Origin of the sequence: Cupriavidus sp. WGlv3, from assembly GCF_023952475.1 — a bacterium.
GTDB lineage: Bacteria > Pseudomonadota > Gammaproteobacteria > Burkholderiales > Burkholderiaceae > Cupriavidus > Cupriavidus phytorum.
In genome coordinates, this window is sequence record NZ_JALHRX010000036.1 from 1 (window position 1) to 24063 (window position 24063).

Genomic DNA, 24063 nt, shown 5'->3' on the forward strand with positions numbered 1-24063 from the left:
TGCCCCGTCGTCGACGGGGCAGGAGAAGGTGCCAAGCTGCTTAGGCAGCAGCCGGCTCTTGCAGGTGCTGGGCGACGAAGGCTAGAAGGCCTTATCCGAGACGCGCGGCGAACCGCAATTCCCAGTACTCGTTGTATTGCAGGACGTCCAACCCTGGGAAAGTCCGCCGCTGCTGCGCAGCGAATACCTCACCATGGTCGAACTGGCGCAGGCAACCTGCCAGGGCGGGCTCGCCCGCATCCTGCGCATACGCGGCCAGCGCTAGCAAGGCCGCGCGCACGTCGGCATGCGCGTCTGCTGCAACGCGCCGTGACGGACGCGCGGCAGCCACAGGCAACGAAGGCGCCTTGAGCCGCAGCCGCACGACTTTGGCGTGCCGGCGCACGGCATTGGGCTGATCGAACTGCAGCGCCGCAGCGAGCGTCTCGGCGACCTGCCGGTACGCCAACGCGCGGCCGCTGGCCTGGTACCGCTCGGCAAGCACCCGCCAGTAGCGGTCGAGATCGGGCGTATCGCCGGCGCGGATGGCCTCCCAGATGTTCGGGTGGCCGTTCACCGGAATGCGCGTCTCGTCGATGCACACGGGTGCGCCTTCGATGCCGAACTCCTTGCTTGCCCGATCGATCAGGCTCGCAACGAGGCGTCGAAGGAACCGACGAAAGTCGCCAGCCTGGTCGATAGGCACGGGAACGATCGTCGCATCGGCGCGGACCTGCGCGGCAAGCGCGCAGACCCGGTCATAGGCATCGAGCGAAGCGCCCTGCGCCGAGCGAAACGCCTCAACAAGCGCGTTGTACATCTCAGTGCCGTTCCTGCATGGCGTCCTGGCCGTACTCGCCCACGAACAGCATGAGCGGTTCAGCCAACTCGTGCGAGAACTTAAACTCCCACTTGTCGTTGTAGAGCGTGATGTCGAGGCCCGGCATGGACATCTTCTCGCGTGAGGTGTATTCCAGCTGATGCAGATCGATTCGCTGCAGCATGCTCGCCAGCACCGCGTTACCCGCCTTTCCGGCGAAGGTAGCCAGGCCTGACAGGCAGTCTGCCGTGGGCTGCGTGCTGTAGTAACCAACCCTGCGGCGGGCAGATTTCCACCCCGCCTCGGAATGGACGCTCTTTTTGAGCACGACGCCGGACGCGGTGCGCTTCACTTCCGCATTCCGGTGCAAGCCGAAGCCACGGACAATGCGTGCCGCAGCTTGCCGGTACGCGGTGGTGGCACCGCCGTCGCCGTTGTAGTACGCGCTGAGGGATGCCCAGAGCTGGTCGACATCGGGGATATTGCCTTTTTTCAGCGCCTTGCCGATATCCAGTCCGGCGCGGTCGAACTCGGCCTGGTTGTCGATATCGAGTCGCGCCCCCACCGGGGCGAACTCGCGACGCGCGCGGCTGACAACGTTCCCAGCCAGCGCGAAGCAGAACTTCTCAAGTTCGTCGTCCTGGCGGTACTCGGAACGCACGCCGACTGCAAAGAACGGCTCGCCTGCGCCTGTGCTGGCCAGCGCCTCGCGCTCAAACTGCGCGGCATCCTGGTAAGCCTGGCGGGCCGTACGCTGGGCCGCAATGAATTTCTCAATGATCTGGTTGTACATGTCGGTCTCTCAAGGAATATGGGAGACCGCCCCGTCGGGATGGTCTCCCGAGGGAATGAATCGGTGAATCAGGGCGGACGGAACCGCTTAAGTGGCCAGTTCCATCCAGCGCTGGGCGGACTCGCGGCTCATGTCGGTGGAGGCTTCCAGACGGACAGTGGCGCGGCCGCCATCGGGCGGGGTTTTGACTTCGTCTTCGCCTGCACCTTCGAGGTCATGGTCGACGACGATCACGGGGACGTGGGAGTCACTCCCAACGTACTGCACCAGGCCGCCGTCCAGATGCACAACGATCGTCGGCTTCGCAAGGGTGTTGGTCATGGCGTGGCCCCTCAGTGAATCGAGATGGCGCGGCCGATCGGCATGGGCATGAATCCCAGTGCCCACCACATCGCAGCCGGATGATTCGGAAAATCAGGAATCTCCGTACGCTGGAAGATGTCCGGTACAAGCTCGATCGCCGAGGGGCGGGCCCTCACCGTTTCGCGCCATTTCCCCTGCAAGCGCAGCCAGGTCAATTCGGCGCGAGCGATGTGATCCCATTCGCTGGGTAACAACGACTCGTTGAACAGGTCGGCGCCTTCCGCGGTTATAACGGCAACCACTTCGTGATAGCGGCCGAGTTCATGCGGGAAGCCGCGGCGGACAAACCGCAGGACTGTGGGATCCGGATTGCCGAAGATGCGCTGCAGCTGCCGGATGTACACCGCGCACTCGCGCCGCGAGCGTTCGCTGTAGTCGTCGCGACCAACCTGCGCGCACGCCTCCTCGGCCGGCACCGGGCCGACTTCAATTTCGATGGTGTTGAGTTTAAACATGGCGTTACCTCGAGAAAGTGGGAACGCCCCCACCGGGGGCGTTCCCGATGGGTGATTGAGTCCGGAAGCGCGAATGCGACCGGATTGGTGTGCCTAGATGGCGATAACCTGGTTCAACTGCTCACATGCCGCAGCGTAGACGTTGGATAGCGAGGCGCTGCGGGCATAGCCTCGCCGCCGTGCTTCGCGGGATCGAACAATGCCAGCTTTTCGGCGAGCGTCAGGCTGCGATGGCCGACCGGCTTGACAGTGACCCCAACGTCAGCCACTGCGACCTCTACGGCAAGGCCTTCCGTGAAATGCGCGGCACGCGCCGCACTGGTGGGGATGCGCACGGCGAGGGCGCTGCCCCATTTCTGGATCGTAAGTGTTGCGGACTTGGACATGGCAACCACCTGTCGGAATGTAGAGACGAGTTTATACATGGAGACACCATGCATAAACACCGTCTCGCCTTTGCCGCCCGGATTGGAGAAACGCCTGGAGGTCATACGTTTCCTCGCAAGGCGGGATACGCCCCACCGGAGAGTATTTCCCGGTGGGTAGTGGAATCGGCCGCTGGCCTGAGCGGTCACGCGGCGGCAGCAGGCTTCCGGTCCAGACCCAGCAGCTTCGCGAGAAGCCAGCTGATCAGCACCAGAAACTCGATCTCCGCAACGATGTGCACTTGCATGGCAGCAAGGCTATCGTCCTCGGTAGTACAAAGAAAGAAGAGGACCGCGAACAGGTTGATGACGGTCGCGAGGACAGCCAGCGCGGTGATACGGGAGAAGATACGCATGGAAGGGCTCCTGAAATGGAGCCTTCCCCATTGGGAAAAACCCCAATGGGTGGAAATGAAGATGGCCGGTACGCCGGCAAGGTCGATGCGCTGATGCGCGGAGAATCGGACGAATCTTACCCTGCCTGCCAGCGCGGGACAAGAATCGGATGCTTAGCGCGCGCACGCTGCCGCCTCGCGCGCCCGGCGGTTGGCCTCGCGGATGCGATTGACCACTGCCCAGCGCCGCTGCTCGACCTCCTCCGGATTTTCGAGCTTGGCATAGTCCTGCACCGGCCCCTCGCCCACGAAGGGCTTGTAGTCCTGGGGCAGCTTGCCTTCGGCCTTGGCCTTCTCACGCTGCATGCGACCCAGCCCATCGCTTGTCTCCGTGATCGCTACATAGTCCCACCGCGCTGGCACGGCCGCCTCGGAGAACCAGATCTCTCCCTCGCCCTGCCCCACGATGGCGACCACGTCGTAGACGCTGCCCACAGGCGATGGGATAGCACGAACCTCGAAACGCAGCACCTCCGGCCGTGGATGCCAGAACACCCGGTCCAGGTAGCGCTTGAACGTGAACGCATCCAGTCGGGCGATCTCGCCGTACTGCGGCTCGCCGGGCGCGATGAACTCCGGTTCGTGCTTCGGGCGGTTGCCCAGGGAGATTTCCCGGGAAGTCGGATTGCGGGATGACATGGGGGATTTCGGTAAAAGACGCCCGAAATTCTAACGCTTTCGGCGCCTACGCCGGCAGGACACCTCGGAAAATGGTTGGCGGCGAACTTCGCCCGCCCGCCGCCTTGACTTCGGCGCGGGGCCGGTATCTTGGTCTTAGACCACTCCATTCCTTGCCGCCCATGCGATTCACACGACTCGGACGCCACGACCCTATCGACTTTAACGCCCGCCGCCAGGCCGCCTTCGCGCGCAAGCAGCAGCGCGAGCGCGACCGATATCCGCTCTTCGCGGAACACGTGGCCGCCGAACAGCACTCGGCCGACGAGGAACTGGCTCGCCGCCAGCAGCGCTCCGACAGGCTCGAAACGACGATGCGCGGACTGCACGCCCGCGTCTGGCGCGAGAAACGCGCCGTCTACTTCTCGCTGACAGCCGAGCAGCGGGCTGACGTTCGCGCCAAGTGGCAGGCCTGGACCGGGCCCACCAGCGCCCTCTACTTCGCCTATATCGTTGACAAAGTTAGCGGCGAGGCCGCACGGCGCGCCGAGGCCTCCCGCGCGCACGCGCTGACCATCCGGCGACGGGTTCTTGCGCGCCTGCCGGAACAACTGGAGATGGCATGACTCCTACCGCCGAACAAGAGTGTGTCGTGGAGGCGGTGCGTGCCGGTGGCGCCGTCAAGGTCAAGGCGTACGCCGGCGCCGGCAAGACCTCCACGTTGCGCATGGCCGCTGAGGCCCGCGGCCGCGCGCGTGGCCTGTATCTGGCCTTCAATCGGGAGATCGCCAACGAAGCGGCCCGCAAGTTTCCGCAGAACACCCGTTGCCGCACCGTGCATTCGCTCGCCTACAGCGCCACGCGCCCGGAGATCACGCGCAAGCTCAGGAATCCGGTCGAGCCACCCCATCAACTGGCGATCCGCTACGGCTTCGGTAAACTACGCCTGCCCCACCACCATCGGCAAGGATCTGGAACTCAGCCCGAGCAAGGTCGCCCGGATGGTGATGGACGGCGCCGCGCGCTTCTGCCGCTCCGCCCAGGCAGAGCCGCTCGCTTGGCACATCCCGGTCGAGGCGATCGTCAAGGAAGAGGAAGCCGAGCACCTGCGCGAATCGCTGCTGCCGTATGTAAAGCGGCTCTGGGATGAATATCTTGATCCGAATGCGCCGTCTGCCATCGCCCACGACGTCTATGTCAAGCTGTTTGAGCGCAGCCGGCCGCGCATCGGCGCCGACTTCATCCTGTTCGACGAAGCGCAAGATGCCGACGGCCTGATGCTGTCGGTGCTGCGCGCGCAACAGGCGCAGGTCATCTACGTGGGCGATCCCTACCAGCAGATCTATGAGTGGCGCGGCGCTGTCAACGCCATGGACCATATCCGTGCCCCGGAATGCGCGCTGACCGAGTCGTTCCGGTTCGGCCCGGCCATTGCACAGCTGGCCAGCCGCGTGCTGCGGCTGATGGATGAGGACACGCCAGTGCGCGGCCAGGACCACGTCGAGTCCCGAATTCTGCACGATTCGACCTCAGGCCACGACCGCTTCGACGCGATCCTTTGCCGCAAGAACGCCACGGTCCTGACCCATCTGGCCGAGGGCATCGGCCGCGGCGACCGCGTCGCCGGACGGGCCAACGTCGACGAGCTCCGGGCGTTCGCCGACGGCGCCGAGCAGCTGATGCGCGGCCAGCGCATTGGCTACCCAGCCACCCTCGCCTTGTTCGAGACCTGGGAGGAGGTTCAGGAGTACGCCGAGTCGTTCGCCGGCCGCGACCTGAAGCCGCTGGTGCAGCTGATCGACAACGAGGGGGTGGACTATCTGCGCCTGATCCTCACCCGCGTGTCCCCAGAGGACGAAGCCGACTACATCGTGTCCACCGTCCACCGCGCCAAGGGCCTTGAGTGGGACCGCGTGCAGCTCGCCGGCGACTTCAAATTCAGGAACGGCGACGACGGCAAGTTGACCATGGCGCCGGAAGAAATGCGGCTGCTCTACGTCGCCATGACCCGCGCCAAGCGTCTACTCGACGTCAGCGAGATCCGGCGCGATCTGTACACCATGTTCCGGGAAGCCGGCGTCTAAGGAGAGGAATCCATGATCACCGTGCGCATTGGCGGGAACGAGTTTCCGCTCGACGATGTACTGGAAGATCCCGGCCGTTACGCGCGTCACCTCGAGCGCGCGAAGACGGTCCAGGGTTTTGCGGAATGCGAATGCAGCACTCGGCGCCCACGGCCCAAGCTGGTGATTCGCCGACATCGGGACATCTTCCTGCTCGCGCGCTGGCCGGAACAGGCACACCACCATGCTGCAGGCTGCCCATTCAACCGCCAGGCGCTGGCCAAGTCGGGCGCGAGCGACAACCTGGACCCGTTCCGGATGAAGGACGGCCACCATGACATCCGCCTCGATGCCTCGCTCTCGGTCAGCGCGCACACCCCAGCCAAGACCGTCCAGCGCCTCCCCAAAGGGCAGAGCACGAAGCCGCAACGGCGTTCGGCGGGGCTGCTTGCGTTTCTGGAATACGCCTGGGAGCAAGCAGGGCTGAACGTATGGCCGGGAACGGGTTCGCGCGGCTGGAACGCCTGCTGGTCACAGCTGACAACGGAGCTGGCAGAATGCCGTATCAACGGAAAGCCGGCCGATGGGCTGCTGCACGTCATGCAACGGTGGGACCCGAGCCGCAGGACGGAGATCCTGGCGGAGTTCGAAGCATGGCAGGGCAGGCTCACGTCCACTCCGGCCGGCAATCCGCGCGGCATCGTGATCGGCGAAATCGAATCCCACGGCACGACCCAGTTCGGTGGCAAGTTCGTGCTGCGCCAAAGTACCCAGCGCTTCTTCATGGCCGCCGACCTCTACGCGCGCCTGCAGGTGTCGTTCGGGGGCGCCCTGTCCGGCATCGGCAAGGCAGAACAGCGTTGCGTCGCCGTCCTGCTGGTCGAGCGGTCGAAATCAGGCTACCTGACGGTGGTCGATGCCGCGGCCATGCTGGCCAACCGCCAGTTCCTGCCTTGTGACTCGTCATACGAGGTTGCCATGGCTGACTATCTGGTCGGCCTGCAGCGGGCATTCCGCAAACCGCTGCGCCACATTGGCCGAGCCGCCGTGCATCCCGACTTTGTGTTGACCGACGTGGCTCCTGAGGCCGTCATCGAAGTCCTTGGCATGACGGGCAATGCGGACTACGACGCCAGGCTCGCGCAAAAGCAGGCGTTCTACCGCGCCAACGGCGTGCCGGTGATCGAATGGCGCCCTCAGGACCAGCAGATCACGTGTGTCCGGCTGCCCCGGCCGAGCGCTGCATGAGCAGCCGGGCACCACTGGGCATGAACCGTGCGTATCTGAAGGCAGTTCAGCTGGTGCACCAGTACCGCGCCGCATCTGTCCCGCTTGTCCAGCGGCATCTCGGCATCGGCGCCGAGCACGCCGAGTCGCTGCTGGCGCGCATGGCAACAGAGACCACTGTGGTCCGGCGAATGCCCAACGGACTCTATCTCTACGTGGGCGAAATCGTCGCTGACGAGCTCACTGCACTGTACGGATTTGCCGAAGAGGTCCTCGCTGTCATCGCCTCCGGCGAAATCGACGTGGACGCACTCAGAGCCGCCGCGGTGAAGTTCGGCCTTTCGGCCCCACGTGACGCGCCTCCCTACACCTGCTTGACTTTGCCCGCGATTGGATAGGCTGGAAGCATCCCTCACCTTCCACCGACCCGATGGGCTACATCAATCCCCTCCTGCGTCTACCCGCTGCACAGCAGCTCCTGCGCCTCCCACCAGAGCAACGCCGAGCCATCGCTGCGGTGCTCCACGAACTGCGCGAGGCATCGAACGCCGAAGCCGAATTGTCCTGGCGCCGTCGCAAAGGCCCCATGGCGGCGTATTGGCGTGCCGTCTCAACCTACGCCCGGCATTTTGTACATGCGCTCACGCAGCACTGCGAGTGTCCGCACGAATCGTCCTCGGTGGCTGATTCCCCTTCTGCCACAGACACCGGCACAGCCGCGAATCAGCAGGCCAGGGATTTTGCTTTTCCATCCCATACCCGGGACACCCGAACCATGGACATGTTCGAGAAAACGAAATGAGCGAAAACACCAAGATCGAATGGACCGACCACAGCTGGAATCCCTGGGAAGGCTGCCAGCGGGTTGGCCCCGGCTGCGACCACTGCTACGCTGAGGCCCGCAACGCACGCTTCGGCGGTGGCCAATCCCAAAACTGGGGCCCCGGTGCGCCCCGCCGGCGCACATCCGCCGCCAACTGGCGCAAGCCCTTGCACTGGAACGCTGCGCACGACGCCTTCGCCGCGGTACACGGGCGCCGGCAACGCGTCTTCTGCGCGAGTCTGGCCGATGTGTTCGACAACGAGGTGCCGATCGAGTGGTTCATCGATATGCTCGATGTCTGGCGCCAGACGCCGAACCTGGACAAGCTCGTGCTGACCAAGCGCATCGGCAACGCCACGAAGCGATTGGGCGATGCGTTCAACACGCTGATGCTGTGCGACGACTGTGCGGACAATCCCCTCGTTCCGTGGCTGGCTACGTGGATCGCCGGCAATGCCCCCGCCGATATCTGGCTGGGCGCAACCGTGGTGAACCAGGTGGAAGCCGACCGCGACATCCCGAAGCTTCTGCGCGCGCCGGCAAAGACGCGGTTTCTCTCGATGGAACCGCTGCTCGGGCATGTCGACGTGTTCTCGACTCTGACCGGTGAACTGCTGCATACCTCCGGCAACGACTATGCGCCGGGCTCCCTGGACTGGATCATCGTGGGCGGTGAGAGCGGCACGGGTGCCCGGCCGATGCATCCGGCATGGCCGCGCTCGTTGCGTGACCAATGCGCGGCAGCCGGCGTGCCCTTCCTCTTCAAACAATGGGGGCACTGGCATACGGCAGTCGTGGACCGTTCCTCCAGTGAGCCGGTCTTCCGCGAGTTCGCCAGCTTTCAGCAATGGGTCAACAAGGCGCAGACGTGGATCGCCGGCGGGATTTGCCTCGACAGGCATGGCGCGCAGCTCGAGCGCGGTCAAGATTTCATGCGCGCCCGCGACGAGGGCCGGTTCCCCGTGACGGTGATGCACGCGGTGGGCAAGAAAGCGGTGGGCCGGCTGCTCGACGGCGCCGTGCACGACGCCTTCCCTGTGACGTCGTTCGACGTCGCGGCAGCATGCGAGCGTGCGCTTGCACGGGGCGCTGCATGATGGAGCAGTTGAAACTGTTCGGACACGTGGCAGCAGCGTTCGCCGACGCGCCAGCCGAAGGCATCGCCACCGCCCAGCTCTACGATGCCGTGGCGACCGCGGTCGGGATCGATCTCGCCCAGGCTCAGGCCAAAGTCCCGATCGGCGCCGCTGGCACCCTGCACAGCCCGTTCAAGCGCGCCGTGCGCTGGCATCAGCAGACGCTGAAGGCCATGGGCGTCGTGGAGCGCATTCCGGACCGCGCCGGATTCTGGCGGCTGACGCAGCCTGTTACGCACGAGCTCGACCGCGCCGCCAACGGCGTTCGGCTTGTCGCCTTCAGCACCACCCTGGGTGTGGCCGTCTGGGCGCGCCACGAGGAAATCTTCCGCGGCCTTGGCGAACCGATTGCGCTGTGCGTCACCTCGCCGCCGTACCCGCTGCGCCAGGCCCGGGCCTACGGCAATCCCACGGAAGCGCAGTATGTCGACTTCCTGTGCAAGGCCCTCGAGCCGATCGTCGCAGGGCTTGTGCCAGGCGGCAGCATTGTCCTCAATGTGTCGAACGACATCTTCGAGCCGCGCAGCCCAGCCCGCTCGCTCTATATAGAGCGCCTCACGCTGGCCTTGCATGACCGGCTTGGCCTTTCCCTGATGGGCCGCGTCCCCTGGGTCAACTACAGCAAGCCGCCCGGGCCGACCCGATGGGCCTGCGTCGACCGTGTCCAGCTCGCCTCCGCCTACGAACCGGTGCTGTGGTTCACCAACGATCCGTCGTGCGTGCGCGCGGACAACCGCCAGCTCCTCGAGGCCCACACCGCCCGGCACCGCCAACTGATGGCCGCCGGCGGAGAGACTCGTAACGCGGTGTATGGCGACGGCGCCTATCGCATCCGGGCAAGCGCCTTCGGCAATCAGACTGCGGGCCGCCTGCCCCGCAATGTCATCGAGCGGGGTCACAACTGCGCGGACACCCGGGCTTACCGCCGCGCCGCGCAGTCTCTCGGCCTGCCGACCCACGGCGCCATGCAGCCGACCGACATTCCGGATTTCTTTACGCGATTCCTGTCCCGGCCGGGCGACCTGGTGGTCGATCCTTTCGGCGGGACGATCCGCACCGGCCTGGCCGCCGAGCGCCTGGGAAGGCGATGGATCGCCACGGAATGGATTCTGCAGTACGTTCGAGGCGCCGCCGAACTGTTCCGGCAAGCCGACGGATTCCAGATGCACCCGGCCCTACAATGGGCCACCCAACCGAGATAGGCATGCCTCAGTACAACGACAACGACCGCGAATACCCGGAACCGGAAACCGTCCTCGCCATTCGGGGAGCGATCACCACCGGCCAGTTGGGGGGCCCCATGGGCCCACCCGGCCATTGGCTCAACGAATTCTGGCAGATCGGAGCCGCGCTACGCGACCATGCCGAGATCCTGCAGGCTTCGAGAACACCGCGCGCCAGGAAGTCCTGAACACCACAGCCGGCTATCTGGCCATCGACGCGGCATAGCAGGACCGCTGTTCGAACGCTTCATCACACTGGACCGCTGGGCGCCGCCCTCGGGGCAGGCATAATGCCGGCATTTCCGACCCTGACCTTTCCCATGCCCAGCGGCCTCCTACAATGCGCCCACTGCGATGGCGCCCCCACCTATATCGCCGGCCGTCTCCAGGCGGTCATCGTCTGTGAAGAATGCGGCATCTCGACGCCTCCCGTCACCATGGATGCGGACAAGAACACCGCCTTCACCCGGCTAAGCGCCATCTGGAATAGCCGCGTCGAGCATCGCCCTGCCGACCAGGAAGCCGTATCGATGATGTCGCGCCGCGCGCTCACCAGCTCAGACATCCCCTACTTCCTGAACCTGCTCGCGGCGACCACCTCGGACTGGGAGACGGTTGGCCCCAAGTTCGCCGCCATGGCCGCGGCTCTCGCCCAGCCGGGCTACGAGTTCAAGCACGTGGACCCGCCCGAGACCGTGGTGTCGCAGGCTGCCCGCTATCAGAAGCTGCTCCAGCGCGCCAGGATCATCTACGTCGACGGCGCGCCCATGGTCCGCTTCGAGCCAGTGCCGGCGCTGTGCGCCGAGATCGCAGAGGAGGCACTGGCCGACCGGGAATGGCCGCTCTTCGACTTGCACGAGTTCATCGGCAAGGCCATCGATGGCGTGCCGGACCATTGGCAGCCGTGACGCCTTGACTTTGTAACTGGGCTGGCAAGCTGGAACGGTGTTCACTTACCTTCCTCCCTGACCATGGTCCGCTCCTTCATCGCCCTTTTGCTCGCCCTGAGCGCAGCAACCGCAGCCGTCGCTAAAGACGCCGCGCCCTGCCCGCACGTGCTATCAGCGGGCCAGCCGGCCGTTCGCGAGGCGGCGCGGGATACACGGCTTCTCTGCTATCGCGCCTATGCGGTGCTCTACTCGCCCAGCACCCGCACGGCGCTGTGGTCGGCCGAGCGGCTGACGGCCACAGCGGTGGAGGCGGCCCGCAAGCTGCCGCGCGACAGCGACTTCTACGAGGAAGACCGGCTGCCGCCTTCGGACCGGGCCAGACTGCAGGACTTCGCTCGATCGGGCTACGACCGCGGTGGCACCGAGCGGGGACTTTGCCGACAAGGCCTCGCAGGCAGAGAGCTTCAGCCTTGCCAACATCGTCCCGCAGCACAGTATGTCTAACCGCCGGACGTGGAGTCATATTGAGACGTCCACGCGCAAACTTGCTCGGGAGCACGGCTCCATCCAGGTCGTCACCGGCCCTGCGTTCGCCAAGGACAGCCCCACGCTCAACGGACGTGTCCGGGTACCTGGGTATCTGTGGAAAGCGATCTACGTGCCTGGCGTCGGCGCAGCGGCCTATGTGGTTCGCAACGATGCGACGCCGGCGTACAGCGTCATCAGCATCGCCGAGCTTGCCCACTTCACTGGTCTCGAACCCTTCCCAGCATTGGCTGGTGACGCGCGGACGACGCCAATCGACCTCCCGCCACCCACCCCACACCCGGGGGAGAAGCCGGCCCGCCGCGTCGCGTTCGCATGGTTGGTATCCGGCAACGCTGTGAGCGCAAATCGCGACGCGGAATCGCTCGGTCATCTCATACGGCACGCAGGCGCGCTGGCCACGTTGGCTCTCGCCTATGCCCGTTAGCGGCGACGCCAGAAGGAGGGAACATGTTCCTTCCAAAAACATGAAAGGCACGTCTTTGGACGTGCCTTTCGTTCTGTGAGGGCCATCACAGGCCCTCCCGCTCAAGAATGCGATGGTATTCCGAAGAAACGACGGCCTGGCCTCATAGCCAACAACAGCCCGAAGGACATCAACACGAGAATCCCATACAGCGCGCTCACCTCGCGACTCGCCGCATCTGCAGCAGCAGTCGGTACGACCTTCATCGCAGTGTTAGGGCAAATATCGCCGGGCGACGCAATTTCGAAAGCCCCTCAAGCTCCGCCCCACAATCTGCTACCAGGCCTGCCCCTTGCGGGGCAGGCCGCACCGACGCCTCGGCCCAAGTGTGTACCGCCAGCACGGCAGTCTTGACGGGTGCCTGTCCCGTGAGCGCCAAAAAAAAAAAATAGCACCGCACCCACAACGCTCGCGGGGATCACACAATGAAAACCTGCATCACCCGCCTAAGAACGATGAAAACGGAATGGAGGTAGGTCCCGTCGTTGCTACCCGAGGTCCCAGGCTTCGAATCGCTACGCATTGGCGGCATCCTTGAACTTCTGGCCCGGTCTAAATTTCACTGTCTTGGCAGCATCCACCGTGATCTTCTCGCCGGTTCGCGGATTGCGCGCAATGCGTTCGCCACGCTCGCCCTTGCTGAAGGAGCCGAAGCCAACCAAGTTCAGTGCGTCACCCCTGGCCACGGTGTCCATGATGGCCGACAGGGTCACGTTCAGTGCCTGTTCTGCCTTTGCTTTGGTAAGACCGTCCACACCGGCCGCGATCGCGTCAATTAGTTCGGATTTCGTCATGCATTCTTCCTTCTCAGAGTAGGCGTACGGCGGTCACCCAGTATGGACGACCGCGAACTGTTGTCGGAACGGCGATTGCGACCTCGGCAGCGTTTCCCAACGGCTGCAGCGCAGAATGCGTCCCGCAGCAATTTTGATGGGATAAACGCCGCAACTTTCCGGTAAAAGCTATGCCAATTAAACGAGCTTTCCTGATCCTCCACCTTCACGACTGATCTCCCGCGGCGTAGCTGTCCAAGAGCCGGTACAGCGAGCGGCGGCTGATGCCAAGCGCAAGCGCAGCGTGGGATTTGTTGCCGTTGGCTGCTGCAAGTGCCAAGGCCGCCTGCCCAGGCTTGACAACAGGTTTGGAGAGGCGCTCCTGAACGGCGTATGTACTTAAGTACGCATTCGACTTAGTAGGACGACTATGCCCAGCGGCTCGGGCAACGACGCGCTGTCCCTCCTCATGCACCTCACGACTGGCGAGCCGCGCGCCTCGCTTGACCGGCGCAGCATCGCCGGTACTGCGCTGGTACAGCCCCTGGAGATATTCATGGCGCAGGCCGTGTGCAGTGCAGCCCGTCACCTTCCTTACCAGACCATGCTTTCGCAGTACCTCATAGAAATGGCTCATCCATTGGTCAAGTGTATAGTCCGTCGGGGTGGTTGACCCCGTCCTGGGATTGGCCAGCGACGCCGCTCTGGCAAGCAACGGGTACTGCGTCTCCGGCATGTCGATTAAGACCTCTCGCTTTCGCCCACCCTTCGTTCCGCGTTCGACGTGCAGCATGCCGCCGCGCACCGCCACGCCCGGCTGAAGCTTCGCGGATTCCTCAACCCGTAGGCCAAACAGCCACATCAAGCGAAGCTGAACGCCTACCCACTCATCGGTCCTCTCAATCTCCTTGATCTTCGCGTCAATGTCGATGCCATTCCCCGACCAGGACTTGTCTTCTTGGGCAACATAGTGGCGAACGAGCCCATGCTCCGTGCGATCGCCGTATTCAGCAAGCGTCTTGACCAGATACGGCTTGTTCATGAACTCAGCCATCGCGCGCAGATAGGTGAGCTTGTTCTCGATCGTTCCCGCTGTTTGCCCTTTCCGAACCCAGTTATCCACCAACCATTGGACGTGCTTGTTCCGAATCGACCACGGAGATTCAACCGCATAGCCACCCTCCTGCCGCAGCTCGCGCACTGCGGCGCAGACATTGAGAAGGCGATACTCCTGCGTCTTGATGCTCAGCGCATTTCTGCTGCGCCTCGACCTACTGATTACGCGGTCGACGTTGTCCTCGAACAGCGCGATGAGTTCGCCTTCCAGCCGCGCGGGGAACGCGTAGCTCCTGATCTTTCCCCGGAAATCGATCCTGATACCCATACTCGTTAGTCCTGGCCAGCCGTGATATCACCACGGCGGGGGCGCGCTTTACGGTGCGACCCTTTTCCAACACTGTCAAACGCCCCGTTCGTTCGACACCTGCCGGTCACTTCTCCCCACCGGATTTGGGGGACTGCCTTCCTTGCCTTTAGCGATAGCACTCGATCGACCAGACACAGGGAAGAACTGTGGTCCGACCGTCCGCGTAGTCCATGGCCCGGCTCACGCCGAGCCCGTCCCCGCGAATACCCAAGCCGCTGCGTCGATCGACGCGACTGCGATAGCGACCCTTGTGGTCCACCATCGCAAGACTCTTGGGTAAATCGTTCTTGCGCATTTCTGTGCCGGCTGCGCCTACCGGTCGTCAAGTGAAGGGATCCGCGATAGCCGTCTGGCCCGATCGCATCCAATCCCCCGTCCCAAAGTCAGTTCACCTTGGCCGCAGTGTCTCGGGCCGCCTGAACCGTACCCAGCTCTCTCGCTGAATGGACGTGTCTTCCGTGATGGAGCCTTGGGACTGTGCAACTGTGCGCCCCAAAATCTCTCTCATTGCGTTACAGCGCGCACATCGGCGCTGAGATCGAGTGTTATCGCGGTGTGCAGCCTTCCTCAATGTCGGCCACTGTCTGCTTGATTTGATTGAAAAAAATGCCGGATCAATTTCCGGCCTGCACACTGGGCGTCCGCACGTCCTCCTTGAGGTCGTGGTTGCCTGGGATTTGCCACCAACTGGCGGCGAGGTCGATGCGTCGGGGACGCTGAAGGTGCTCAAAGGATAAACCGAAACTCAGCCGCGTCGCAACGAAATCGCCGTCAAATTCGCCAGCATTCGACAACTTGACTTCGCATCGCACCGGGTAGATTCGAAAGGGATCGGATCGCAGTGTCAGATACGTGTTAGCAAGTGTCAGGTCTGTGTGAGCAGGTGTGAGATCAGCGCGACGTGGTGACGCCCGCTGACACCTGGTGACACCACCTAACACATTCCTGTCAGATCACAGTCAGATATGTGACACCACTGCGCTCCGGCAACCTTCAACAAAGCCAAGGAGAGTCTTCAGATGAACACCACCAAAACCATTGCGGTCGATGTCGGCTACGGCAACACCAAGTTTGCCTTCCCCCTGGGTGCGGACGTTGCAACCCGCATGTTTCTTTCGCTGGCCCCAACTCGATCGGCTTCGAGCCTCGCCAACCACGGGGATGGCTATTTCCAGTCGCGCGATGTCGTTCACGTAACTGTGGACGGCGCTGAATACGAGGTGGGCCCGGACGTCTCGATCACCTCTGCATACGGCAATACCGGGCGGACCCTCTCCGAGGACTTCGTCACGACGCCGGAATATGCTGCGTTGCTGTTCGGCGCGCTTCACTATTCACAGGCCAGGGACGTTGGCCAACTCATCCTCGGCCTTCCCGTCCATACCCTACAGAAGTACGCCGGCGTCCTGCAGGAACGCTTTGCTGGCACGCATGACTTCGGCGCCGGCAGCGTCAGCATCAACCGGGTCGTCGCCCTGCCCCAGCCACTCGGATCGCTGGTCACGTTTATGCGTCAATCCGGCAAGGATCTGGACCCGGATGACAACTGCCTGATCGTGGACGTGGGTTACTTCACGACCGACTGGGTTGTCGCTCGTGGCTACATGATGGATGACACCCGCAGCGGCGGCGTTCCCGGCGGATCGTCGCGAATTTACCAACAAGTCGCCCAACTCCTTTCGGCGGACGAAGGCGGGGAGCCGTCTGGCAGCATCGAGCGCATCGACAAGTCCCTGCGTGACGGCAAGCTCATGCGCTACTACAACAAGATGGTCGACCTGCGCCCGTATTTCGAAGTCGCCAAGGCCCAATGTCAAACCGCGGTCAAGGAAATGCAGACGCGGGTGGGCCGCACGGAAGACATCGCAGCCATCGTTCTCACCGGTGGCGGCAGCGCGCTGTACTCCGGCGCCATCCGTGCCGCCTTCCCGCGCTCGCATATCGTCGCGATGGAATCGCCCTGCTACGCCAATGTCCGCGGATTCTTCGACATCGGTAGCGCACGGCAAGCGCGCGGGTAACGACTATGGGGAAGCTCGCCATCAAAGTCACCCTCAACCCGATGACGACGCCTCAGCTCTACGCGCAGCTTGCGCAGGTCAACGACCCGCGCCTGCGAGCCGAGGTCTTCCGCCGTTTGGCAGAGGTCGGCGCGCAGGTCATGGGAGCGAAAGAAGGCGTTGCGGCAACGCCGGCGCCTGCAGGTGCACTCCTGACTACCTTGATGTACCGCTCCGAGGCAGCGTTCGTACCGCCCCAGAATGTCGCAGCGGTCGGGCAGTCCGCTGCTTCCACCCCGAGAGCCCAACTCGTCAGGGAGGAAATCTCCCGGGATGCGCCAGCGGATATCGAGGTGCCCGCCGTGCCCGCCCCAAGCGCACTGGACCTTAGTGCAATGAACTCGGCGATGTCGCGGTTCTTCGATTGACTCGCTCCGGCTTGACTGGCGCTCACTTCGTGGCAATCTACAATCATCACAACGGACGACAGGACTTCACCATGAAATTCTTCGAGTATCTTTCCACCACCCAGGCTCAGAACCGTTTCCTCTTTTACGCGCTGATCGCCTGGTGCATTCTGGAAGCCATTATGGTCGTCTATCGCGGGTGGCGCGCCCCCAAGGACGCTGGCTGACGCCTTCCCACCCCAGAAAGCAAAAAAGCCCAGCATGTCTGCTGGGCTTTTTGTTGAAGAGGACTTTGCGCTCAGTGAAGCGTGGCTGGCGCGAGGCAATAATCGAGTGCGGAATCGAACGACAGATTCCGCTCGAGCAACGTCAGATGGCCCGAGGCTTCTCGTCGGTAGACGTGGAAGAACTGGGCATCGGACTGACCAGCCTGGACCTCGCTGGTGGCGGTGCTGCGCATTGCGTGAATGTGCAACCTGTTCACGATCGCGGTAAAACCCTTCTGTGGCATGGTGCTTCTCCTGAAGTCCTGCCACACGGGATTCCGCCCAGTGGGGCGAACCCACCGGGCAGAGTTGAAAGGAACGCCACCATTCGGGTGGCGAAAATGTCAGGCAGCGATTGCCTGTTGGGAGATCAGACGCAACCGGTGTACGGTTCGCCATTCGTCGCAGTAATCCGTGCCTCGGACCTTCGGCCGATGCAGCACAACGGTGAAGCCATTGGCGCGCAAGCGCTTCTGGAGGGCGAGCGCGTCGGCCATACCCGGTGACTTGCCAGTCCTCGGGTCCACCTTGTCAAAATCGGCGAAGATGTGCACGGTATGGATGCCCATACCGTCTGGCACTACGAACTTGCTCAAGAGCACGCGGTTCAAGCACGACCAGGTCGGAATCCGGAACAGCATGTACGCCGCATAGGCATTCTCGATGCCCTCCGCAACGCCAATCGCTCCATCGCGAGGCGACATCAGCCGTACAGCGCCGCCATCAAGCGGCAAGGCGCCCGGATAATTTCGCTTGCTTGGAAGGATCTCGCCGTCCTCCGACACGACTATCGCCTTCTCTGGCTTGGCCGGGTGCAACGATGTTCTGTGAACCGTAGCAATCCGGCCGTCGTGCAGCTGGTACTCAGCAATCATCGTTGGGTACCGCCCGACAATGCTCCCGTTGTGCCAGTAATCCTGCACGGCCAGCCGCAGTCCATGTGGCAGCGGAGCGCGCAGCCCTGGAACTCTGGCGGCGAGATAGCGCATGGCATGGTCACCAGCCGCGACCGGAGTCGAGCTGGTGACCTGCTTTATGACGCGGCGCATCAAAACGGAAGCGCTTCCCTTGCTGCGCTGCCGGCATGCCGGCCTGATGGCAGACATCTTCGCTGGCAACGGCTCGCCGCCCTCCCCATTGAGTCGCCGCTGCAACTCAAGGTACGACATGCCGGTGTAGCGACAGACCAGCTCGATGCCGTCGCCCGCTTTGGGACCACCGGCATCGCACTTGCGGCACACCCAGTCACCGCGGCCCCGCTTGTTGTCGTAGGTAAATCTGTCTGTGCCGTCTCCGCAGATCGGGCACGGACCAGGGCGACCTCGCCAGAAGGCGTCTGTGAGGACGTCGGCGGGCAGGTACTGCGCAACCAGAGCGTCCCAGTGAGCGGGCGTCCAGTTCTTCACGATATCACTCAGCTTTTTCATGGGATGGCTCCGTGTGGAGAGTGGTCGATGCCTGAGACAGGCGAAGGAACGCTTGCTCAAAGGACATCCCGGCTGCGTGAGGCGCCAGAATGTCTTTTCAGCACAGCGATTGGATCGGGGGGGAGAAACGGGTGTGGCGCGAAGCCGAAGATGAGGTGCATGCTCCCGCGGATTCGCGGGAGCATGCATATAGCTGCCACTTATGGCTTGTCAGAACGGAATCTGATCATCATCCATATCTTCGAAGCCATGCGACGGCGCCTGCTGCGGGCGGCGACTTTGGCCGCGTCGGCCACCACCATTGCCGCCCTCACTGCCGCCGGCTTGGCGGCCTTCTTGCGACTGGCGGCCATAGCCATCGTCGCCGTCATCGTTCGACGATCCGCCGCGGCCACCCAGCATTTGCATCTGATCGGCAACGATCTCGGTGCTGTACTTGTCCTGGCCCGACTGATCCTGCCACTTGCGGGTGCGAATGCGTCCCTCAATATAAACGGAGGAGCCCTTCTTCAGGTATTGCCCTGCGATCTCAGCCAGCTTGCCGAAGAACGAAATGCGGTGCCATTCAGTGGCTTCCTTCATCTCGCCGCTCTGCTTGTCCTTATAGCGATCGGTGGTAGCGATACGAATATTGGCCACAGCGTCCCCGCTGGGCATGTAGCGAACCTCAGGATCTGCCCCGAGATTGCCAACGAGAATGACTTTGTTCACGGATGCCATGTTGCTTCCTTGTTAATGAATGCGATTGACTTGCCAGACCCAACGGTCCCAGAGTTTCTGTTCCCCAGTCTCGGGGTCAAGAACAGGGCGGCCGGTCGCATGGTTGAAGGCGGGCACCTTCTCCTTGTGCAAGCGCTTGATGCCTACGCGGTCGCCGATTTTGCAAGCGGCGTCGGCCAGGGCATCTTTCAAACCTTCGCCCTGCAATGTCCTTTCGCCGGCGTGGGTGTCCAACTTCACCGCGAAGGAGGTGTATGTCGCCTTGCCGCCAGGTTTGCGGTTCGGGAACTCCATTTCACCCCACTCGACCAGCTTGCCAACGGTATAGTTCGAGCGCGACGCGTTACCGTCAGAGCGAGGTTCGGTTTTGGCAGGTCGGTGGTCTGGGCGCTGATGCTGTGCAGTCCGCGGTCCCCGAGATTCCCTTGACTCATCCGAACCCTTCGACTGTGGAAGCGGAGCGGCGCTCGCCCCCTCTTTCGCCTGGCGCATGACGGCTTCGGCAACGGACTGCGGTGTCACGCATTCCCCATCGTACCTGCCGAGCTTGTGCCAGCGCGGAACGACCTCGGGAAGAACCTTGTGGCCGAACGCCGTGTGCTGAATGCTGCGATCAAACACGGCAACGAAGTGAACGACGTGGTCGCCTTCGTCCCGAAAGAGATTTGGGACGCCATTGATGAGGATTTGAAACTCGTTGTCCGCGCCCGTGCCGACGGGAACTTCATTGGCGGCCCGAGACGCCACTACTGGCGGTTGGCCCAGGATAGTGGCGACTGCCCGCTTGAGTACTCCGAAGAGAGTCATGGTAATTGGTTACAGAAGAGACCCGCAGCACAACCGCTTTACTCCTTCGAGGTCTGCTTTCAGGCGGGCGTTGTTGAGAATCACATCCTGCAAGACTTCCGGGCTTACCCCGCAAACCGCGCAGACATAGGTGTAGGGAAGCGCTCCGTCCCAGTATCCGAAGATCCAGCCGATCGTCATGGAATATTCCTCCAAATCGAGCGCCTTGTTCCGCATACGGGCTCGCAAGAGCTCAGCACAGTCGATCAGGGATTCGGGCATGTTGTCGCCTCGGCGGCTGTCACAGGCCAGGCTGATGAGCGCGTCGACCATCTGCTCGCGTACCGAGTCGCTCCAGAGCGAAGGGTCCGGCAACGGGTCAATCTTGGGTGGGGGCACAACGATGGCAGCCGCTTCATCGAAGAAGTCCAGCTGCCACCCTGCTGTCATTGTTTCCATGATGGTCTCCGGACAGGCACCCGGAGACCCACCTGTCGGCGGGTAACGGGTTCCCGCGACAGGTGGAAGCCGCCCGAGAACCGGGCGGCGAGGGAGGTCAGGAACGATCGTGCGTTCCAGTGCGACAGATTGGCGTCACCACAGCCGAGCGTGCGTAATTCTGCTCGGGCGGTTCGGCGACCTGGTCATTCGTCGGTTTCGGCTTGGAGTCATGCTCCGGCATCGAAACCTTCGGCGCAGCTGGTACAGCCTTGCCCCACTGCAGCACCTTCTCCTTCAGGTAGAAGAAGCCGACAGCGGCAAGAAACACACCAACAATGAATGACTGCGAAGCCAGATACAGCGCCATGCAAAAAGCAAAGAGCTTGAGCGGGCGCGCGATCATGTTTTTGGCAAAGGATTCCATGGTTTCTCACGAGAAACGATTTAAAGGGATTTCCTGGCGGATGCCAGGCGATTATTCGATGCTCGGAAGAGCAAGGAATCCAATGAGGCGCGACTGCTCGGCAACGCGCTTGCGACATGTCATGCATGTCGTAAGGACGCTGCTCGCGTGCGAAGAAAGGGGATGGGGCGGGCCGCGCAAAGGAAGGCCAGTGAGGCCCACGCGGAATGTCAGTTTGGTCTGACCGCCATGTCGATGCGTCATAGACGCTAGAGGTATCCGCACTCTACACGGCTTGGGAAAGCATGACAAGCGCCGCCCCGGCGCTTTCGATTTGCCTTCAAATCACAAGCCGACGTCCTGAGCTTTCGCCAAATTTGGAAGGAACATGTTCCTTCCAACGACCCTCGCTCAAGGCCAGGTTGTATATACAAGTGCCCCCATCTTAAGGGGGTGCTACCTCAAATCCAGTTAATGTCTGTCGATAAAAAGTGAGGCAAAGCGCTGCTGATTTGAGCTTGACTTTCGAAAGACACCTGATTTTCCTGAGCTTTCGTGACATTCCGATGCTCAAACTCGGCATAAGCTTCCATCCGAAGATCGCTGCACCCGTTTCATCAGCTTGACACTTGCTCCTAGCGTGTACGTTGAAGTGGCTGCCGCGATCGCCGGGGCCGCAACAACTTTCCGTAAGGGCAACAATGAAGAAGAAAGAAGAAGAGAAACGCGAGTTCAATCTCATCGACCCGAAGCCGCCCGTATTGCGCGAGCTGGCGATCCAGCAACTGGGTCACTATGTCGATGCCGGCGCGATCGGCCGGATCGTGCAAGCCGCGCAAGAGATCGAACTCTCACGCAAGCGGATCCTCAGTGAACATACCGCCATCGGCTCTCGCCTATTCCAGATCTACCACGTGATCCTCACGTGTGTGCAGAAGCGTCTGGGCGACACCCCCCGCGCTCGCCAGGAAGCCGATGACAACTTGTACAACTTCGCGGTGCGCGCCCTGCGCATTTCCCGCGCCTCTGCGATCAAGTATCTGCAGGCATTTCATCACTTCTCCGAGAACAGCGATGCCTTGACGTTTCTGAACCTGGGGGAGCTGACGATTCTCAAGCGGTCGGACATCACGCCAGAGGAAGTGCAGCGGTTCATCGATGCTCGCAAGGACGACGAACCCTATTCGCGCAAGGAAATCGTCCCATACATCGAATGGTCTCGACGCACCCACCAGGAACTCAATCACGTCATGGCGACGCTGGAGGCGGCGGAAGAACAGTTGAACGAGAGCCTGGAGCGCCAGCGCGATCTCGAAGCCCAGATGCGCCACATGCGCGAACAGATGACATCCTCCGACGCGCAATCTGCGGCGCAAAAGGAGCAGCTTGACCGAACCTCCGCGGCGCTCTCGTCGCAGGCTGGGGCCATGGAAAGCCTGCAGCATTCCATTAAGCGCTTGACGGACGAACGACAGGCCTTGCAGAAGGCATTGGCCGAGTCGAAGATCCGGGAGGTTGTGAAGGAGATCAAGGTCGAGGTCATTCCTCCCGAGTACAAGACCATCGCCGATGCCGTCATAGACGGAAGCGGCAAACTTGAAGCGCTCAATGCGCAGATCAAGGATGCCGAACTGCGCCTCTCCGCTGTCAACAATAAGATCGAACGCCATGAAGCCAAGTCGGCCGACTCGCGGAGTCTGTCACTACGCATTGACGGCCTGAAAGCGGATCTCGATGATGCGCTCGCGAAATTCCGAGGCGCCGTCAAAGCCATCAAGGTCAAAGAGCATGCCCCCGCGCTGGTGTCCTTGCGCCGCACTGTGGAAGCCTTCCACAACGAACTGATCGCCATCACTGGAGCCTGACATGCAAACCACCCCGACCCGTTCTATCTACGAGCAGTTCGTCTTGCCAGCCTGGGTGCGCGATCGTGTGCTTGCGGCCAATCTGCGAATCAACAACTACGTCCTGAATGCCGTTACGGTGCATCCAACGCTGGAAAGCATCTTCAGGGTATCGAGCGAAAACCTTCGCTCGCTGCGTGACGACCTGTACCAGTCGGCGAAGATTCTGGGAACGCCGTTCCTCGCTTACGCACCAACGCTCACAACCATCGATGACTGGCGATCCTTCATCGAAGGACGGATGCCGACCGCCACAATGGAGCGGCTCAAGACTGGCCTGCCCCGCAATCTGTCAGTGGTGGACCGGTTGGCGCTCGAGCATACGAACCGCGCGTACATCAATGCCATGTACGACCTTCTCAACATGTCGGTATTGGCGGCGCCTCTGATCGGCATCTCCAACGAGTTGGCCGCGTACATGCGGTCGGTTCCTCAGCACGAACTCGACGTGGCTATCACCGAGCGGCTGGTGCCGCTATTCCACTGGCGCTTCGCGGACGAGATGTTCTGGTTGGAGAGTCACTCCGGCCGGTTATCGCGGGAAATGATCTCCCACTATCTGATGGAAACGTCGCCGCTTCGGACTGACCGCCTGGCGCACTCTGGCGTCTGGGGCAACTTCCGGCTCGAAACGTTTGTGCGCGACGCCCTCTCCGAGGCATTCCTGGCTCTCAGTTGTCGCGCCATGAGCGTCTCATCATTGTTCAATATCACCATCGAGACCACGCGGAAGACCTATCAGAGGTTGCATGGCAAACCATCGCCACCCGGCCAGCCGCCGTCATCGCTAATGTGGTACCTGGATTCCGCGCAGCGCCGCGTTCAGTCGACTTTCCAGATCTGGCTGTTTCGATCGGCGATCGCCTGTGACGTGTCGACACCCGAAAGCTTCGTCGCGACCCTTGACATCCATCGCGCGTTCTTCTCGGACGACTGCAAGGTGCCACCCGAGCGGTCGCTGCATCTGGCCCGCTCCATGTCGATGCACGAAGAGCTCGCGGTCTGGCCCTGCCGAAAGTGCGGGACGCCGTACCTGGCTTCGAACTCCTCCGCGAAGATCGAGCTTTCGCAGTCATTTCTGTGCCCTTGCTGCAACGGGTCTTTGACGGCTTCACGGGGCAGGCGTCGGAACTGACCGCGCATCAGCAACAGTCGCCGAAGCACCCCTCTCCGTACCCTTCGATTGACGGGTTGTCTTTTCAGCGATCATAGCCAAGAATCGCAAGCGCCAGAAATTTGACCCTTCTCGGCCTTCTCAATACGGCGGCTTCCTCTTGGGGCCGCCGTC

At 62.4% G+C, this 24063-nt stretch carries 30 protein-coding genes and 1 pseudogene; 16 read left to right on the top strand and 15 right to left on the bottom strand.

The features are described 5' to 3' along the window. Positions 1–91: 91 nt before the first annotated feature. The 7 genes from MKD38_RS28930 to MKD38_RS28960 form a co-directional block, all read right to left on the bottom strand. The gene (locus MKD38_RS28930; protein ID WP_012354521.1) at positions 92–799 is read right to left on the bottom strand and encodes a hypothetical protein; all 708 of its coding nucleotides are present in this window, start codon (positions 797–799) and stop codon (positions 92–94) included. 1 nt (position 800) lies between these two features. Then, a complete protein-coding gene (locus MKD38_RS28935) occupies positions 801–1592 on the bottom strand; it encodes a hypothetical protein (protein ID WP_012354522.1) in 792 nt (263 codons plus the stop codon). Between the two features lie 87 nt (positions 1593–1679). After that, the gene (locus MKD38_RS28940) at positions 1680–1913 is read right to left on the bottom strand and encodes a hypothetical protein (protein ID WP_012354523.1); all 234 of its coding nucleotides are present in this window, start codon (positions 1911–1913) and stop codon (positions 1680–1682) included. 11 nt (positions 1914–1924) lie between these two features. Then, on the bottom strand, positions 1925–2410 hold the full coding sequence (locus tag MKD38_RS28945) for a hypothetical protein (RefSeq protein WP_012354524.1): 486 nt from the start codon (positions 2408–2410) through the stop codon (positions 1925–1927). Between the two features lie 113 nt (positions 2411–2523). Continuing rightward, entirely contained in the window at positions 2524–2901 is a 378-nt protein-coding gene (locus MKD38_RS28950; RefSeq protein WP_012354525.1) for an AbrB/MazE/SpoVT family DNA-binding domain-containing protein, read from the bottom strand. A gap of 80 nt (positions 2902–2981) precedes the next feature. Beyond that, positions 2982–3191, bottom strand: coding sequence for a hypothetical protein (locus MKD38_RS28955; protein ID WP_012354526.1), 210 nt, complete (start codon positions 3189–3191; stop codon positions 2982–2984). Between the two features lie 153 nt (positions 3192–3344). Beyond that, positions 3345–3869, bottom strand: coding sequence for a hypothetical protein (locus tag MKD38_RS28960; protein WP_012354527.1), 525 nt, complete (start codon positions 3867–3869; stop codon positions 3345–3347). A 161-nt stretch (positions 3870–4030) separates the two neighbouring features. Here MKD38_RS28960 and MKD38_RS28965 point away from each other — a divergent pair, with 161 nt between their 5' ends. The 11 genes and pseudogenes from MKD38_RS28965 to MKD38_RS29015 all read left to right on the top strand — a co-directional run bounded on the left by MKD38_RS28965 (position 4031) and on the right by MKD38_RS29015 (position 12183). Beyond that, entirely contained in the window at positions 4031–4474 is a 444-nt protein-coding gene (locus MKD38_RS28965) for a hypothetical protein (RefSeq protein WP_018004055.1), read from the top strand. After that, positions 4471–5932 (top strand): annotated as a pseudogene (locus MKD38_RS28970) (3'-5' exonuclease). Before MKD38_RS28965 ends, MKD38_RS28970 begins: the two are co-directional and overlap by 4 nt. A gap of 12 nt (positions 5933–5944) precedes the next feature. After that, positions 5945–7159, top strand: coding sequence for a DUF1173 family protein (locus MKD38_RS28975; protein ID WP_012354529.1), 1215 nt, complete (start codon positions 5945–5947; stop codon positions 7157–7159). After that, complete coding sequence (locus MKD38_RS28980) at positions 7156–7536, top strand: hypothetical protein (RefSeq protein ID WP_012354530.1); 381 nt, start codon at positions 7156–7158, stop codon at positions 7534–7536. The genes MKD38_RS28975 and MKD38_RS28980 overlap by 4 nt, the downstream gene beginning before the upstream one ends. 32 nt (positions 7537–7568) lie before the next feature. Further along, entirely contained in the window at positions 7569–7940 is a 372-nt protein-coding gene (locus MKD38_RS28985; RefSeq protein WP_012354531.1) for a hypothetical protein, read from the top strand. Next, positions 7937–9058, top strand: a complete 1122-nt coding sequence (locus MKD38_RS28990; RefSeq protein WP_012354532.1) for a phage Gp37/Gp68 family protein — start codon at positions 7937–7939, stop codon at positions 9056–9058. Before MKD38_RS28985 ends, MKD38_RS28990 begins: the two co-directional genes overlap by 4 nt. After that, on the top strand, positions 9055–10299 hold the full coding sequence (locus tag MKD38_RS28995) for a DNA methyltransferase (RefSeq protein ID WP_012354533.1): 1245 nt from the start codon (positions 9055–9057) through the stop codon (positions 10297–10299). Before MKD38_RS28990 ends, MKD38_RS28995 begins: the two co-directional genes overlap by 4 nt. A 2-nt stretch (positions 10300–10301) precedes the next feature. Then, a complete protein-coding gene (locus MKD38_RS29000; protein ID WP_012354534.1) occupies positions 10302–10508 on the top strand; it encodes a hypothetical protein in 207 nt (68 codons plus the stop codon). 132 nt (positions 10509–10640) lie between these two features. After that, positions 10641–11228 carry a Lar family restriction alleviation protein gene (locus tag MKD38_RS29005; RefSeq protein WP_025586689.1) on the top strand — a complete coding sequence of 196 codons (588 nt, stop codon included), beginning with the start codon at positions 10641–10643 and terminating at the stop codon, positions 11226–11228. A gap of 63 nt (positions 11229–11291) precedes the next feature. Next, positions 11292–11714 (top strand): DNA/RNA non-specific endonuclease, encoded by a 423-nt coding sequence (locus MKD38_RS29010; RefSeq protein ID WP_012354536.1) that lies wholly within the window; start codon positions 11292–11294, stop codon positions 11712–11714. After that, positions 11626–12183, top strand: a complete 558-nt coding sequence (locus MKD38_RS29015) for a DNA/RNA non-specific endonuclease (RefSeq protein ID WP_250649624.1) — start codon at positions 11626–11628, stop codon at positions 12181–12183. Before MKD38_RS29010 ends, MKD38_RS29015 begins: the two co-directional genes overlap by 89 nt. A gap of 554 nt (positions 12184–12737) precedes the next feature. On the opposite strand, the gene MKD38_RS29020 is transcribed toward MKD38_RS29015, so the two are convergent. Then, a complete protein-coding gene (locus MKD38_RS29020) occupies positions 12738–13016 on the bottom strand; it encodes an HU family DNA-binding protein (RefSeq protein ID WP_012354538.1) in 279 nt (92 codons plus the stop codon). 205 nt (positions 13017–13221) lie between these two features. Then, positions 13222–14379, bottom strand: coding sequence for a helix-turn-helix domain-containing protein (locus tag MKD38_RS29025; RefSeq protein WP_012354539.1), 1158 nt, complete (start codon positions 14377–14379; stop codon positions 13222–13224). Between the two features lie 1061 nt (positions 14380–15440). On the opposite strand from MKD38_RS29025, the gene MKD38_RS29030 reads away from it, so the two are divergent. From MKD38_RS29030 to MKD38_RS31055, 3 genes are all read left to right on the top strand, one after another. After that, positions 15441–16442, top strand: a complete 1002-nt coding sequence (locus tag MKD38_RS29030; RefSeq protein WP_012354540.1) for a PRTRC system protein D — start codon at positions 15441–15443, stop codon at positions 16440–16442. Positions 16443–16447: 5 nt separating this feature from the next. Further along, positions 16448–16849: a hypothetical protein gene (locus MKD38_RS29035; protein WP_012354541.1), complete on the top strand. Its 402-nt coding sequence runs from the start codon at positions 16448–16450 to the stop codon at positions 16847–16849. Positions 16850–16920: 71 nt separating this feature from the next. Continuing rightward, a complete protein-coding gene (locus tag MKD38_RS31055) occupies positions 16921–17055 on the top strand; it encodes a hypothetical protein (RefSeq protein ID WP_256461664.1) in 135 nt (44 codons plus the stop codon). 71 nt (positions 17056–17126) lie between these two features. Here the strand turns inward: MKD38_RS31055 and MKD38_RS29040 are convergent, their stop codons facing one another. The 6 genes from MKD38_RS29040 to MKD38_RS29065 all read right to left on the bottom strand — a co-directional run bounded on the left by MKD38_RS29040 (position 17127) and on the right by MKD38_RS29065 (position 20892). Beyond that, complete coding sequence (locus tag MKD38_RS29040; RefSeq protein WP_012354543.1) at positions 17127–17339, bottom strand: hypothetical protein; 213 nt, start codon at positions 17337–17339, stop codon at positions 17127–17129. 99 nt (positions 17340–17438) lie between these two features. Then, complete coding sequence (locus MKD38_RS29045) at positions 17439–18521, bottom strand: DUF7146 domain-containing protein (RefSeq protein ID WP_012354544.1); 1083 nt, start codon at positions 18519–18521, stop codon at positions 17439–17441. A 210-nt stretch (positions 18522–18731) separates the two neighbouring features. Next, entirely contained in the window at positions 18732–19241 is a 510-nt protein-coding gene (locus MKD38_RS29050) for a single-stranded DNA-binding protein (RefSeq protein ID WP_012354545.1), read from the bottom strand. Between the two features lie 12 nt (positions 19242–19253). Continuing rightward, entirely contained in the window at positions 19254–20048 is a 795-nt protein-coding gene (locus tag MKD38_RS29055; RefSeq protein ID WP_012354546.1) for a hypothetical protein, read from the bottom strand. A gap of 9 nt (positions 20049–20057) precedes the next feature. Then, a complete protein-coding gene (locus MKD38_RS29060) occupies positions 20058–20486 on the bottom strand; it encodes a hypothetical protein (RefSeq protein ID WP_012354547.1) in 429 nt (142 codons plus the stop codon). A gap of 97 nt (positions 20487–20583) precedes the next feature. Then, the gene (locus MKD38_RS29065; RefSeq protein ID WP_012354548.1) at positions 20584–20892 is read right to left on the bottom strand and encodes a hypothetical protein; all 309 of its coding nucleotides are present in this window, start codon (positions 20890–20892) and stop codon (positions 20584–20586) included. Between the two features lie 680 nt (positions 20893–21572). On the opposite strand from MKD38_RS29065, the gene MKD38_RS29070 reads away from it, so the two are divergent. Further along, positions 21573–22736 (top strand): hypothetical protein, encoded by a 1164-nt coding sequence (locus tag MKD38_RS29070; protein ID WP_012354549.1) that lies wholly within the window; start codon positions 21573–21575, stop codon positions 22734–22736. 1 nt (position 22737) lies between these two features. Beyond that, positions 22738–23910 (top strand): FlhC family transcriptional regulator, encoded by a 1173-nt coding sequence (locus MKD38_RS29075; RefSeq protein WP_012354550.1) that lies wholly within the window; start codon positions 22738–22740, stop codon positions 23908–23910. Positions 23911–24063: the final 153 nt, after the last annotated feature.

Coding starts and splice junctions, on each gene's coding strand:
- MKD38_RS28930 (WP_012354521.1), bottom strand. CDS start 799: ATGTACAACGCGCTTGTTGAGGCGTTTCGCTCGGCGCAGGGCGCTTCG.
- MKD38_RS28935 (WP_012354522.1), bottom strand. CDS start 1,592: ATGTACAACCAGATCATTGAGAAATTCATTGCGGCCCAGCGTACGGCC.
- MKD38_RS28940 (WP_012354523.1), bottom strand. CDS start 1,913: ATGACCAACACCCTTGCGAAGCCGACGATCGTTGTGCATCTGGACGGC.
- MKD38_RS28945 (WP_012354524.1), bottom strand. CDS start 2,410: ATGTTTAAACTCAACACCATCGAAATTGAAGTCGGCCCGGTGCCGGCC.
- MKD38_RS28950 (WP_012354525.1), bottom strand. CDS start 2,901: ATGACCTCCAGGCGTTTCTCCAATCCGGGCGGCAAAGGCGAGACGGTG.
- MKD38_RS28955 (WP_012354526.1), bottom strand. CDS start 3,191: ATGCGTATCTTCTCCCGTATCACCGCGCTGGCTGTCCTCGCGACCGTC.
- MKD38_RS28960 (WP_012354527.1), bottom strand. CDS start 3,869: ATGTCATCCCGCAATCCGACTTCCCGGGAAATCTCCCTGGGCAACCGC.
- MKD38_RS28965 (WP_018004055.1), top strand. CDS start 4,031: ATGCGATTCACACGACTCGGACGCCACGACCCTATCGACTTTAACGCC.
- MKD38_RS28975 (WP_012354529.1), top strand. CDS start 5,945: ATGATCACCGTGCGCATTGGCGGGAACGAGTTTCCGCTCGACGATGTA.
- MKD38_RS28980 (WP_012354530.1), top strand. CDS start 7,156: ATGAGCAGCCGGGCACCACTGGGCATGAACCGTGCGTATCTGAAGGCA.
- MKD38_RS28985 (WP_012354531.1), top strand. CDS start 7,569: ATGGGCTACATCAATCCCCTCCTGCGTCTACCCGCTGCACAGCAGCTC.
- MKD38_RS28990 (WP_012354532.1), top strand. CDS start 7,937: ATGAGCGAAAACACCAAGATCGAATGGACCGACCACAGCTGGAATCCC.
- MKD38_RS28995 (WP_012354533.1), top strand. CDS start 9,055: ATGATGGAGCAGTTGAAACTGTTCGGACACGTGGCAGCAGCGTTCGCC.
- MKD38_RS29000 (WP_012354534.1), top strand. CDS start 10,302: ATGCCTCAGTACAACGACAACGACCGCGAATACCCGGAACCGGAAACC.
- MKD38_RS29005 (WP_025586689.1), top strand. CDS start 10,641: ATGCCCAGCGGCCTCCTACAATGCGCCCACTGCGATGGCGCCCCCACC.
- MKD38_RS29010 (WP_012354536.1), top strand. CDS start 11,292: ATGGTCCGCTCCTTCATCGCCCTTTTGCTCGCCCTGAGCGCAGCAACC.
- MKD38_RS29020 (WP_012354538.1), bottom strand. CDS start 13,016: ATGACGAAATCCGAACTAATTGACGCGATCGCGGCCGGTGTGGACGGT.
- MKD38_RS29025 (WP_012354539.1), bottom strand. CDS start 14,379: ATGGGTATCAGGATCGATTTCCGGGGAAAGATCAGGAGCTACGCGTTC.
- MKD38_RS29030 (WP_012354540.1), top strand. CDS start 15,441: ATGAACACCACCAAAACCATTGCGGTCGATGTCGGCTACGGCAACACC.
- MKD38_RS29035 (WP_012354541.1), top strand. CDS start 16,448: ATGGGGAAGCTCGCCATCAAAGTCACCCTCAACCCGATGACGACGCCT.
- MKD38_RS31055 (WP_256461664.1), top strand. CDS start 16,921: ATGAAATTCTTCGAGTATCTTTCCACCACCCAGGCTCAGAACCGTTTC.
- MKD38_RS29040 (WP_012354543.1), bottom strand. CDS start 17,339: ATGCCACAGAAGGGTTTTACCGCGATCGTGAACAGGTTGCACATTCAC.
- MKD38_RS29045 (WP_012354544.1), bottom strand. CDS start 18,521: ATGAAAAAGCTGAGTGATATCGTGAAGAACTGGACGCCCGCTCACTGG.
- MKD38_RS29050 (WP_012354545.1), bottom strand. CDS start 19,241: ATGGCATCCGTGAACAAAGTCATTCTCGTTGGCAATCTCGGGGCAGAT.
- MKD38_RS29055 (WP_012354546.1), bottom strand. CDS start 20,048: ATGACTCTCTTCGGAGTACTCAAGCGGGCAGTCGCCACTATCCTGGGC.
- MKD38_RS29060 (WP_012354547.1), bottom strand. CDS start 20,486: ATGGAAACAATGACAGCAGGGTGGCAGCTGGACTTCTTCGATGAAGCG.
- MKD38_RS29065 (WP_012354548.1), bottom strand. CDS start 20,892: ATGGAATCCTTTGCCAAAAACATGATCGCGCGCCCGCTCAAGCTCTTT.
- MKD38_RS29070 (WP_012354549.1), top strand. CDS start 21,573: ATGAAGAAGAAAGAAGAAGAGAAACGCGAGTTCAATCTCATCGACCCG.
- MKD38_RS29075 (WP_012354550.1), top strand. CDS start 22,738: ATGCAAACCACCCCGACCCGTTCTATCTACGAGCAGTTCGTCTTGCCA.